General features: G+C 40.1%; 13 protein-coding genes. 11 read left to right on the top strand and 2 right to left on the bottom strand.

Annotation, left to right across the window (positions count from 1 at the left end; translation table 11 throughout):
- The first annotated feature begins 15 nt into the window (after positions 1 to 15).
- On the top strand, positions 16 to 1086 hold the full coding sequence (locus tag MUS1_RS08110; RefSeq protein ID WP_156924875.1) for a TRAP transporter substrate-binding protein: 1071 nt from the start codon (positions 16 to 18) through the stop codon (positions 1084 to 1086).
- 164 nt (positions 1087 to 1250) lie between these two features.
- Positions 1251 to 2666 carry an esterase-like activity of phytase family protein gene (locus MUS1_RS08105; protein ID WP_036161099.1) on the top strand — a complete coding sequence of 472 codons (1416 nt, stop codon included), beginning with the start codon at positions 1251 to 1253 and terminating at the stop codon, positions 2664 to 2666.
- A gap of 69 nt (positions 2667 to 2735) precedes the next feature.
- On the opposite strand, the gene MUS1_RS08100 is transcribed toward MUS1_RS08105, so the two are convergent.
- Positions 2736 to 3875, bottom strand: a complete 1140-nt coding sequence (locus MUS1_RS08100; RefSeq protein ID WP_036161095.1) for an SO_0444 family Cu/Zn efflux transporter — start codon at positions 3873 to 3875, stop codon at positions 2736 to 2738.
- Between the two features lies 1 nt (position 3876).
- Positions 3877 to 4323: a Zn(2+)-responsive transcriptional regulator gene (gene zntR, locus MUS1_RS08095; protein WP_036161092.1), complete on the bottom strand. Its 447-nt coding sequence runs from the start codon at positions 4321 to 4323 to the stop codon at positions 3877 to 3879.
- A 229-nt stretch (positions 4324 to 4552) separates the two neighbouring features.
- On the opposite strand from zntR, the gene MUS1_RS08090 reads away from it, so the two are divergent.
- The 9 genes from MUS1_RS08090 to MUS1_RS08050 all read left to right on the top strand — a co-directional run bounded on the left by MUS1_RS08090 (position 4553) and on the right by MUS1_RS08050 (position 12098).
- On the top strand, positions 4553 to 5641 hold the full coding sequence (locus MUS1_RS08090; RefSeq protein ID WP_036161089.1) for an amidohydrolase family protein: 1089 nt from the start codon (positions 4553 to 4555) through the stop codon (positions 5639 to 5641).
- Positions 5642 to 5656: 15 nt separating this feature from the next.
- Positions 5657 to 5944 carry a YkgJ family cysteine cluster protein gene (locus tag MUS1_RS08085; protein ID WP_036161087.1) on the top strand — a complete coding sequence of 96 codons (288 nt, stop codon included), beginning with the start codon at positions 5657 to 5659 and terminating at the stop codon, positions 5942 to 5944.
- An 18-nt stretch (positions 5945 to 5962) separates the two neighbouring features.
- Positions 5963 to 6310, top strand: a complete 348-nt coding sequence (locus tag MUS1_RS08080) for a thioredoxin family protein (protein WP_036161084.1) — start codon at positions 5963 to 5965, stop codon at positions 6308 to 6310.
- 19 nt (positions 6311 to 6329) lie between these two features.
- Positions 6330 to 7310, top strand: coding sequence for an N-acetylmuramoyl-L-alanine amidase-like domain-containing protein (locus tag MUS1_RS08075; RefSeq protein ID WP_036161081.1), 981 nt, complete (start codon positions 6330 to 6332; stop codon positions 7308 to 7310).
- 182 nt (positions 7311 to 7492) lie between these two features.
- Positions 7493 to 8770, top strand: coding sequence for a polyamine export protein PaeA (gene paeA / locus MUS1_RS08070; protein ID WP_036161078.1), 1278 nt, complete (start codon positions 7493 to 7495; stop codon positions 8768 to 8770).
- 395 nt (positions 8771 to 9165) lie between these two features.
- Complete coding sequence (locus MUS1_RS08065; protein WP_051436177.1) at positions 9166 to 9471, top strand: DUF883 family protein; 306 nt, start codon at positions 9166 to 9168, stop codon at positions 9469 to 9471.
- 5 nt (positions 9472 to 9476) lie between these two features.
- Positions 9477 to 9890 carry a hypothetical protein gene (locus tag MUS1_RS08060; protein WP_036161076.1) on the top strand — a complete coding sequence of 138 codons (414 nt, stop codon included), beginning with the start codon at positions 9477 to 9479 and terminating at the stop codon, positions 9888 to 9890.
- 3 nt (positions 9891 to 9893) lie between these two features.
- Positions 9894 to 10244 carry a hypothetical protein gene (locus tag MUS1_RS08055; protein WP_036161072.1) on the top strand — a complete coding sequence of 117 codons (351 nt, stop codon included), beginning with the start codon at positions 9894 to 9896 and terminating at the stop codon, positions 10242 to 10244.
- Positions 10245 to 10511: 267 nt separating this feature from the next.
- Positions 10512 to 12098 (top strand): ABC-F family ATPase, encoded by a 1587-nt coding sequence (locus tag MUS1_RS08050; protein WP_084035589.1) that lies wholly within the window; start codon positions 10512 to 10514, stop codon positions 12096 to 12098.
- The last annotated feature ends 122 nt before the right edge of the window (positions 12099 to 12220 follow it).

Genomic DNA, 12220 nt, shown 5'->3' with positions numbered 1-12220 from the left:
AAAGAGGACAATTCAATGTTCATGAAAACAAAAATAAATAACGTGATTGCCGCTGGGTTAATCGGTGCTGGTGTATTGCTTAGTGGTGCTGCTCAAGCAGCAGATTTTAATCTTCGCGCCGTGGCTAACTCGAATGAAAATGACGAAGACTACGATGGTTTGGTTGTTTTTAAAGACTTCATCGAGTCTCATTCAAACGGTCGTATCGCGATGGATATCTACATGGGTACACAACTTTGCGGTAACGGTGTGGAATGTCTTGAAGCGTTAGAATATGGTTCTATTGATGTCTATATCTCAACGACTGGCGGCGCTGCATCTATGTATCCTTACGTACAAGTATTGGATTTACCGTACTTGCTACCAGATGACCGTGTTGCAGAAAAAGTACTGGAAGGGGATTTTACCCGTGAACTGCGTAAGCAAATTTTAGAAGACTCTGGTGATAGTGTTCGTCTGATGACAATCGGTAATACGGGCGGCTGGCGTAACTTTGCGAATACCAAACGCACAGTAAAAACAGCAGATGATTTGGAAGGTTTGAAAATCCGTACTGTTGTTGCAGATTTACCACAAGAGTTAGTCCGTGCAATGGGAGCAAGCCCAACACCCATTCCTTGGGGTGATTTGTTTACCTCTTTCCAAACAGGTGTTGTAGAAGGTTCTAAAAACGGCATTACTGATATTATGGGAATGAAGTTTACCGAAGCAGGTCTAAAGTATTTGACGCTTGATGGACACGCATACATGTCAGCACTTTGGTACATGAATAACGAGATGTTCATGGATATGCCTGAAGATCTACGTAAAGTAATGGTTGATGGTTTTAGTGCTCTGCAGCAAGCGACATTTGCTTCACCTAAGCGTAAGTCAATAAAAGCATATCAAGATTTCGCAAAATCAGGTGGTACGCTTTACGTACCAACACCAGAAGAAAAAGCTGGTTTTAAGGAATCTGCAGAACCTGTTTATAGCTGGTTTAAAGGCAACATCAAAGACGGCGAGAAATGGTTCAATCTATTGTCTGAATCTGCTGCTCAAGCACAAAAAGACATTGCTGTTGAATACGCGAAAGATTTGAAATAATACAAAGTGTAATTTGTGATTTTTAAGTTGTAATAAAAGGAAGAGGCCGGTTGGCCTCTTTTTTTTAGACTTTTGAGATTGAGTTCATTAAACCGTCATAACTAACCGTTAACCTGATGTGAAATTGATAAACGCACGAGAGTGCATGAAGGTTAAAGGCAAATATGATGAATAAAATTTTATTGATAAGTTTGGTTTCTGTCAGTGTTTTAGCTGGTTGCGCAAGTAATGTCGGTACAGACAATAAAGGTAGTTTGACCTTTTTAGACCATTTTCCAAAGCAGGGCAGTGAATTGCCTTATTCAGTATTGCGTGATGATTTGGTTGACGCAAAAACTAATCAAACATTTGAGATTCGTAATGGTGGTTTTGGGTCTGCGATGACATCTCATCCAAGTAAGGTAAATCAATTCTATGCATTAACAGACCGCGGTCCAAACGCGAATTACACGGGCGATTATGGCAAAGGAAAAAGTTTCCCTGTTGCGTCTTACACACCACGTATTGGTTTGTTTGAAGTGGCGACTGACGGCTCAATCAGTTTAGTAGAAAACATTTTATTGAAGCGCCCTGACGGCAGTGTTATTTCAGGTTTGCCAAATACGTCTGCCTTAGGTGGAACGGGAGAAACGCCTTACCACTCGAACGGCAAACCTGTACTAGTTAATGACAGTCAGCCTTATGATAAAACGACAAACCCAATCAAGTTAGACGATTATGGTTTAGACGGTGAAGGTTTAGTCGCGCTAAAAGACGGTACTTTTTGGGTGAGTGATGAGTATGGCCCGCATATTGTTCATTTTGATGCTAATGGCGTTGAGATAGGTCGTATTAATTCGTTCAAAAATGACGAGCGTACTATCTTTCATCTTCCCGCTGTTTACCAACACCGACGAGCGAACCGAGGAATGGAAGGTCTAGCGGTTACACCAGACGAAACTACCTTAGTTGGCATCATGCAGTCTACTATGGCGAACCCAAACAAAGCGGCACAAAAAAGTGATATCACTCGCATCGTGACAGTGAATTTGAACAGTGGTGAAACAGAGCAGTATTTGTATCGTCAAGAGAAAGCTGAGAATGCAAACTCTGAAATTTCTACTTTAACTGCGAATAAGTTTTTAGTAATAGAGCGCGATGGTAGCTTTTTATTAGGTGGACCAGCCAAAGCCAATCCGAATGCGCAAAAACAAGTTTATCGTATTGACTTGACAACAGGTACGCCACTATCAAAAATTGCTAGCTCTTCTTCAGTGAGCCGAGATGAAAGCCACGGTTTGATGATAGAAGGTCTGACGCTAGAACAATATGTCGTAAAAAATGGTTGGGATGCGTTAGCGCAAAAAGACATTCAACCGGTTGATAAAACCTTAGTCATCGACATGGTGGAAGAGGTTGCTTATCCGCACGATAAAATGGAAGGTTTGTGGATCATTGATGAACATCATTTGGGTGTTTTGAACGATGATGATTTTGCAACTTGGTCGACAAAAGGCAAGCTGGAACAAAAATACCTTGATGCCAACACAGTTGATTCAAACCAGCTTTATATCATTAAAGCGGATTTGATGGGTAAATAAAGAGTTAATCATTGTTCATTACACTGATAAAAAAGAGCGCATTTGGCGCTCTTTTTTTGTTTAAAATAATCAGGCTGTGTGTGTTTTTTTTCTTAAATCAGTCAGAGGTTTATCTTTCAATTTAATAATACTTTTGGTCATTGAAAATATCATTAAAGCAGCCAAAATGGCGGCTGTTGAAAGTGTTAACCAGCTTGGTAAAAATTCATGCTGATGGCCTATTTGCGGCATGACCTGAATATTGAACTGCACAACAAGAAAGTCTACCAAGTAACCAAATAATAGAGCGCCACCAACTACGCCAGTTAAGTAGCTCAGAAGGGCTTTTTTACCCAGTTCTTTTCTGACAACTCCCAAGGTTGCAATATTAGTTGCAGGGCCCGCTAGCATGAATACTAAGACGGCTCCGGGAGAAATACCTGCAAGCAATAACCCAGCGGCAATTGGCGTTGATGCGGTTGCACAGATGTACATAGGAATAGAGACCAGCACCATGACGAGCATTGCAATGATGCCGTTCCCCCATTGAAGTAAAAAGTCATTAGATATATAGGTTTGTACTAAAGCAGCGAAGCCCAACCCAACCAGCAACCAAAGCGCGATATCATCAACTAGGTCGGTTGCCGAAAAGGTTAATCCTGTTCGAACTTTACTTATGGTATTTTCAGATTTTTTGCTGCGATTACTACTGCAAGATGATGAAACGGATGTGGCTTCTTTTGGCGTGAAACATGATTCAATTGGTTGTACTACTTTAGGTGAACAACAAGAAATAGGGGTTGGCGTAGGGCAAGATGTCGTTGTCTTTTCTTCCTCATCCTTACCAACAAGCAACCCAGCTAAAATGGCGCTGAATACAGCTGCGATAGGACGAACTATGGTCATGAATGGCCCAAGCAACACATAGGATACAGAAATAGAATCGATGCCTGTTTCTGGTGTTGAAACAAGGAAAGACGTTGTTGCAGCTTTTGATGCACCAGCACGACGTAAGCCGATAGCGGCAGGGATGACGCCACAAGAGCATAAAGGGAGAGGTGCTCCAATCAAGGCCGCTTTTATTGTGGCTTTTATGCCATGCCCGCCGAGCTGAGCGTTCATCCAAGCTGCTGGAATAAACACTTTTAATAAGCCTGCAAGCACTAGACCAAGCAACAACCAAGGGGCTGACTCTAAAAAGAGAGTATAGAAATGCGTTAAAAAACTCACCTTATGACTCCTTATCGTTGAGCTTGTGCTCATGGCGAACATCGTTCGTGTCGGATTCTAATGCTTCGAGTATGGTGCAATGTTCTGCGCTTTCAGCTCCGCCACAACAGGCATTGGATAAACGTTTTAGAGATGTTTGAAAACGTATTAATTCGGCCAATTTTGTCTCCACGTCATTGAGTTTTGAATCAACCAGTGTTTTGACATCAGCACAGGCGCTGTCGGCTTTGTTAACTTCAATGGAAAGCAGTTCTCTGATTTCTGCTAGCGTGAATCCAACGCCTTTGGCCCGAAGAATAAATTGTAGAGTTTCTTTGTCTTTTTCAGTGTAGAGGCGATAACCAGATTCTGAACGAGTAGAGGGGCAGAGCAGTGCGTTTTTTTCATAAAAACGTAAGGTGTCGTTGTTGATATCACATGCTTTTGCAAGTTCGCCGATTTTGTACATTTTTAATCTCTTGATTGGTTGTTATCTCTGAATTCAAGTGTAAATAAGACTTAGTATAAACCTTCGACCTAAGTCACAGGTCAAGCGTAGATATATTTATTCTTAAGGACCACTTTTATTTATTCTTAGAGACCGTCTTAGACGGACTTGTCTTTAAATAGGTTTACAGTGGCAAAAGGATGCTTTGTAATAGTTGATTAGACTATTTTTTTATTTAGGAACGAGATTGATGCGGCGTTGTGTGTATTTTATTTTACAAACGGTTTTACTAGCTGGGTGTGTTTCTTCAAGTGATGGCACAATGAATCGCTCACTTGATTCTTTTAGAGGTGAATCCGCTTGCTACAATAGAGAAACAGAACCTTATACCGCAGTGGTTGATACCCATTTGCATTACCGGCCTTTTGACGGCAAGGCCATTCCTTTTGACGAGATGAATACGTATCTATCCCGAACCAGCGTACGCTTCGTTAATGTTTACGGTATTGGGCAAATGTTGCCTGCAAATTCGTCTTGTTCTGATTATTCAAAATGCCCAGGTATTCCTGTTTTACCAACAACACGGAATGACTTTGTTAATGCAGAAAATATGTTGGCATCTGCGCCTGATGACTTGCATTTGACCTTGTCTATGACTTTTACGGATTTATCAAACCCTGAATCTACTATTGCCTTAATGGCCCTGTATGAAAAAGAATACCCAGGGATGTTTCATTGGATGGGAGAGGTGAACCTGGTTAAACAGGCTCAGTTTAATAACCACCATGTTCCTGCCAGTCCTCAGAATATCGAACAATGGGCGGATTTTATGGTCGAGTTACGAGTAAGAAATTACCCAATCACCATTCATTCTGATATTGGTAACGATGCAAATCCAACCTATTATTTGCATTTAATGGAGAAGGCGCTGGCTCGTTATCCTGATAATAAAATTGTTTGGGCACATATGGGAATGTCATATCAGCAAACTAAAATGAAAGCCTCTGAGCACATTGCTATTTTGTCTGCTTTATTGGATCAACATCCTAATCTGATGTTAGATATTTCATGGCGAGTCTTAGACGATTATTACTTTAGTAAAAAAGAGAATCAGCCACTGTACGTGGCGTTTATGAACCAGTACTCAGAGCGTATTTTACCAGGTTCTGATTTTGTGGCGTTTCGAGGAAATAGTTACGAGGTGTATCAACGGGAATTAAATGCCACCGGTCGTATACATCAATATCTTGATGACAATGCTTTTCGTAATATTGTGTTGGGTGAAAACTATTTTAAACTGTTGAATCTAGATTATCAGGCGCCAGCGGTTTGTTTATAAGGTATCCTGCTGCTCATGAATATTAAATTAAACGATATCTTGGAATCCGAAGTCGCTTGCTCTAATTGCCAAGCTTCTTGTTGCCGTATGGAAGTGATGATCATCAGTGATACGGGTGTGCCAGAGAAACACATCAAAGTGGATGAATGGGGCGGGGAAACCATGTTGAGACTTGAAGATGGTTGGTGTTCCGCGGTGGACAGAGAAACCTATTTTTGTACTATTTATGAGAATCGCCCTTGGATTTGTCGAGAGTTTGAAATGGGTTCTTATGAATGCCAAGACGAATTTGAAAAGGCCTAAGTTAAAAAGGTAGAGGCAATGCAAGCAACGACAGTTGGATTTAATACTGAATATTCTGAAGAAGCACCAAGTCTTGATGATATTAATGGTTTGTCAGGCATTGCTTTATTGGAGTTTGGTGCACCGTGGTGTGGTCATTGTCAGGCCGCTCGTGAGGCAGTGAGCGAAGGCATCTATGAGCATTCTGATTTGGTTCATATCAAGGTCTTTGATGGCAAAGGAAAACGCTTAGGTCGACAGTTTGGTGTAAAGCTTTGGCCGACGTTAATCCTGCTGCGTGACGGCGAAGAAGTGGAACGAATTGTTCGTTTTACTTCGGTAGATGACGTCCGTCAATTACTATCATCTTCGTCGTCATTTTTATAAAAGATAGAACAAGGTTTTCATGTTGAACTTCATATCCTTTCTAACTTTGGCTCTTTTCACTATTTCACCTGTAATGGCAAACATTAAGCTAGAACCTTCTGACCCATCCTATCAGTTTCTTTTTTATCAAGTAATTGACGCTAACCAACAAGTCGTGTCACTAGAAGAGCAAATCGATGCTTTGAGTCAAGTGTTTGTTGGAGCGCCTTATGTTGCTGGGAGTTTGGGAGAAGGGGAGCAAGGGAAATACGATAAAGACCCTCTGGTTCGGTTTGGTGAGTTTGATTGTACAACCTATGTGGAAACTATTTTAGCGGGTGCTATGTCTCAGTCTGTTGGTGATTTTATGCCGAACTTAATGAGTCTACGTTATAAAGACGGCAATGTGGCTTTTACTGCACGTAATCATTTTCCCAGTTTGGATTGGGTTCCGAATAACCAAGATAAACTAGAAGACATTACTAAGACTGTGGCTCATGGTTCGTTGATGACGGCAAAAACGACTATTGATAAAGCGCCTTGGTATCAGAAAATGGAGAAGAAAAACCTTCATTGTGATGATGATTCATCCACTTATTGTGATGTCTTGTTAGTTCAATTTCATAAAGAAGGTGACGTCTTTTCGCCAGAAATTGCCACGATAGATTATGTCCCTATCACCGCGCTTTATTCCATGGCAGAAAATTTTGATGCTGAAGGTCTTAATGCTAAGAACTCAGATAAAGAAAAAGAGATAAACCGGTCTCTTTTAGATCGAATCCCTTCTGGTAGTGTGATTACCATGGTGCGTCCAGATTGGGTACTGAAAAAATGGATTGGCACTAATATGAATGTTTCCCACCAAGGTTTTGCGATACGCAAAGATGGGCAATTGTTTCTTCGTCATGCCAGTGTGCTCCATCAAAAAGTGGTAGATGAAAACTTTGTCGATTATTTTTCCCACTATTCCGCGTCCTCGTCACTAAAGGGTTTTAATGTTCAAGTGTTAAAAGACTTATAAAGAATGAGTTAATAAGGGTGTGTTTTGATGAAAATGCTTCTTTTTATACGCTTCTTGAATTTTAATTAACGCTACCTTCAGACTTCCTCAAAAGTATAAAAAATATACATTGTGTCCGCTCAACTTCCTTCTATAATGCGCTCATATTTGGGTGGGATTTTTGGTAAGAAGTGAGAAATAAAATGAACGATGTGTTGAGTATTGGCTTATTGATTATTGCCGGTGCCTTATTTGCTATGTCTGAGATAGGTATGGCTGCGGCAAGGAAAATTAAACTGCGTGTATTGGCTGATGAAGGAAATTTGAAAGCACAAGCAGTGATTAAGCTTCAACAAAAACCCGGTGCTTTTTTTGCGATGATACAAATCGCATTAAATGCGATTGCCATTTTGGGCGGTATTATTGGTGAGCAAGCGCTCACGCCTTATATTACAAACGTCGTTAGTCTTTTTTATACTGGGCCGTTATTGGCTCAAATTAGTTTCGTATTGTCATTTTTGGCCCTGACGTCATTGTTTATTTTATTCGCTGATCTACTACCAAAACGCCTTGCGATCATTATGCCGGAAGCCGTGGCGATTCGTATGGTAACGCCAATGCTTTGGGTAACATTTTTGTTAACGCCAGTGGTGTTTTTGTTTAACGGTTTGACCAACATTATTTTGCGTTTGTTTAATGTGCCTATCGAACGACAAGAAGTCGTTACTACCGAAGATATTGTTGCCATGATGGATGCCGGTGCTGAAGACGGTAGCTTACAAAAGCAGGAATATCAGCTTATTGGCAATGTGTTTGAACTAGAAACACGTAATATTTCCAGCACCATGACTCCTCGTGATCAAATTATCTATTTTGATATAGATGACAGCAGCGAAGTGATTAGCCAGAAAATAATTGATCATCCTCATAATGACTTTTTAGTCTGTAATGGCAGTTTGGATAAAATTGAAGGCATTATTGAATCGAAAGAGATTTTGCGATTAGTGCTGAAAGGTGAACCCGCACAGATTAAGCCCGATAAAGTAGACAAGGACGTTTTCTACTTACCTGAAACACTAACACTTTCTGAAGCCTTGAATGCCTTTCGTGTGGCGCCTCAAGCCTTTGCTGTAATTGTAAATGAATATGCAACGATTGTTGGTATCGTCACAGTAAAAGATTTGTTAGGTGGGTTCATGGGCGGTTTATTAACGCCAGAAGATGAAGAGCAGATAGTTCAGCGAGACAAGGACTCATGGTTGATTGAAGGCCTAACACCGATTAGCGATGTTATGCGCAGTTTGAATATAGAAGACTTTCCCGATCGTACTCAATATGAAACCTTAGGCGGTTTTATAACCTACAGTTTGAAACGCTTGCCAAAGCGAACTGATTTTTATATTTATGAAGGGTACAAGTTTGAAGTACTTGATCTTGAAGGTGTTCGGGTAGAGCAACTTTTAGTGACTCGCTTAAAATAAAATGAATGACTATAGGAAATCAATGATGTTGATCTACTATCACTTTGTATACTTTATTATAAACGAGTTCTTATTTTTAAAGATTAACCAGATAATAAGGATACTGAGCCAATTTTTACTTGTGGGTTTGACGATTTTAATTTAACTGGGTAGGGTAATTGTGAAGGTTGTTTATAATTTTATGAATTATCTTTTTTTAGGTTTTATTATTAATAATCGAAATTCAAAGTTAGATGAAAGTTTATAGGAAATATTTTAGTAATTGTTATCCTAGAATTGCCTTTATCGGAATTGTATTTTATTAAGTATATTATAATTTTTTATAGACTTAATATTATTGCTTCCATTAAAAAACTTACGGTTAGAAATATTATTTTTTCACAAGGAGAATAAACATGGCTACCGGTACCAAAAGTACAACCCAATCAAAAGCACATGAAAAAGTAGATAATGTTGCGGAGGAGACCCATAACGGTGTTGATAATGCAGCAGAAATGAAAAAACAAAGCCAAGAGCGTATTGAAAAAGTGGCTCATGAGATTAGTGAGCAAGCCCATAATATTGCTGCAACAGCCAAAAACCAATCTGAACAAGTGACTTCTGCTGTTGGTTCATACGCTAAAGAAAATCCGATCAAAACCATCGGGATCGCTTTTTTAGCCGGCGCTTTAGCGACTAGCTTATTGTCTAAGCGCAAATAGACATCATGGAAATACCACCGCATTCAGATTCACAACCACATTTAGGTTCACAGCCAGAATCCAATTCAAAAGATGAACTGTCAGCTTTTGATGATGTTGTTACATCACACAAGCATTGGTTGAAAAGTGTGTTAGGGCTAGGAGCTTTAGAGGCTAAAATGTGGGTTACTTCTAGTGCCCAGCTTCTTGCCTTAATGTGCGGTGTTATTTTTTTATTGCTTACAACTTGGCTATTAGTAATTGCCTTAGTGTCAGTACTTGCTTGGAGTTATGGCTTTTCTCTGCTGGGGATTTTATTTAGTGCCACGTTAATCACCTTTCTTAGTGCGTTAATTATGCTTTATTTTGTAAAAAATACATTAAAAAGAATGGATTTCACTCGAACGTTAGACGCAATTATTTCAGCAGAAGAGGAGTAGATTATGTTTGGTCTTAAACGCATGCATAAGCGACGAAAACTTTTATATGAACGTACTCAGAATCTAGAGAAATGCGCTAAGAAATCTCGTGAGAAAGCCATTGGCGCTGTTTTAGATAAAGCGATTACTCCAACAGGCTTGATTACCAGTTTTGTATTGGGAGCGAGCACGCAATTAGATGTCACCAAAAAAGTCAAAAAGAACTTGTTGGATGGCGCAAGTCGTGATGTGTTGAGTTTTTTATCGACCCAAATGATGTCTTATGTGATGACACCTGATTCGCAAGTAGCGTTAGAGGAAGGGCAACCGTCTGTTGATCAGCATTCAAGACAGACAACTGAAAATGCCAAATAACTCTTTGAAAGAGCCAATAAGTCCTTTTAAATATTCTGTAACAACATCTTAATATTTAAATTTTATAGCGTATACCTGCTTATAATATAACGTTATCGAGTCATATTTCTTTCTTAGCATGACTGTTTATTTAAAAAGCATCCCTTAGCTCTCGACTTTACCGCCTTAACTCTCTATATTCGCACCCCTTTGTGTTTATCTTTTGTACGCTTATTTTAAAGCGGCAATCATAAACGGCTTTCTATTATTTACTCTCAGGGCTTTCTTTTGATTTCCACAGCTAATATCACCATGCAATTTGGCGCAACGCCATTGTTCGAAAACATCTCCGCTAAATTTGGTAACGGCAATCGCTACGGTTTGATTGGTGCGAATGGTTGTGGCAAGTCTACTTTCATGAAAATTCTGAGTGGGGCCCTGGTTCCAACGTCAGGTAATGTCTCCATTACACCGGGTGAAAAAGTCGGTACTTTGAGTCAGGATCAATTTGCTTTCGAAGAATACTCTGTTGTCGACGCCGTGATTATGGGTGATGTAGAACTTTGGAAAGTAAAACAAGAGCGTGACGCAATTTATTCTAAGCCAGAAATGAGCGAAGAAGACGGCATGCGTGCAGGTGAACTCGAAGCTGAATTTGCAGAGATGGATGGCTACAGTGCAGAAAGTCGTGCTGGCGATATTTTGCTTGAAGCGGGTATTGAAGAAGAATATCACTTTGGTTTAATGAGCCAAGTGGCGCCGGGTTGGAAGTTACGTGTGTTATTAGCGCAGGCTTTATTCGCTAATCCTGATATTTTGCTGCTGGATGAGCCAACCAACAACTTGGACATTCATACGATTAACTGGCTAGCGGGTGTATTGAACCAACGTAAATGCACCATGATCATTATTTCCCATGACCGGCACTTCTTAAACTCTGTGTGTACTCACATGGCAGACATCGACTTTGGCGAGTTGAGAATTTACCCAGGTAACTATGAGTATTTCATGGAAGCTTCTTCGCTGATTCGTGAACAGCTACTCACAGAAAATGCGAAAAAGAGTGCAGAAATGGACGACTTACAAGCCTTTGTAAACCGTTTCTCTGCTAATGCATCGAAAGCGAAACAAGCCAGCTCTCGTGCTAAGAAACTTGATAAAATTGAATTGTCCGAAGTGAAGCAGTCGAGCCGAATGACACCTTCGTTGAACTTCAAGCAAGATAAAAAACTGCATCGCCAAGCCTTGATTTTAGAAGAACTTGGGCATGGTTTTGAAGATGAAATGTTGTTTACAGATGGCAGTATCATTCTTGATGCAGGTGCGCGATTGGCCATTATCGGTGAAAATGGTGCCGGTAAAACGACTTTCCTTCGTTGCTTGATGGATGAATTAAAAGCCAAGCAGGGCGAGATCAAATGGGCGGAGAATGCGGTCATTGGTTATTGCGCTCAGGACAGTACAGAAGATTTTAATTCTGATTTGACCTTGTTTGATTGGATGTCTAAATGGCGTACCGTTAAACATGACGATTTGAAAGTTCGTGCTATGTTAGGCCGTTTATTGTTTACCGCAGACGACTTCAATAAGAAAGTCCGTGTCTGTTCTGGTGGCGAAAAAAACCGCCTATTATTTGGTAAGTTAATGATGATGGATCTAAATGTTCTTATCATGGATGAGCCAACAAACCACATGGATATGGAAGCCATTGAGGCGTTGAATAATGCCTTGATCGACTTTGACGGCACACTGATTTTTGTCAGTCATGACCGTGCGTTTGTTTCTTCTTTGGCGAACCGTGTGATTGAAATCAAAGACAAGCAGATCATTGATTTCCAAGGCACCTATGATGAATATTTAACACATATCTCATAAGGTCTGATCAAAGACTTTACTTGATGCTCAAAAATTTTATCAAATGCCGCTTCTAATAAGCGGCATTTTTTATGGAGTAAAAATACTCATTTACGATTGTAATCCAGAAAACATAAACTCCG

Source organism: Marinomonas ushuaiensis DSM 15871 (assembly GCF_000521805.1).
Lineage (GTDB): Bacteria > Pseudomonadota > Gammaproteobacteria > Pseudomonadales > Marinomonadaceae > Marinomonas > Marinomonas ushuaiensis.
Note: the sequence above shows the minus strand (reverse complement) of the source record. Positions and strands in the feature narration are given on the sequence as shown.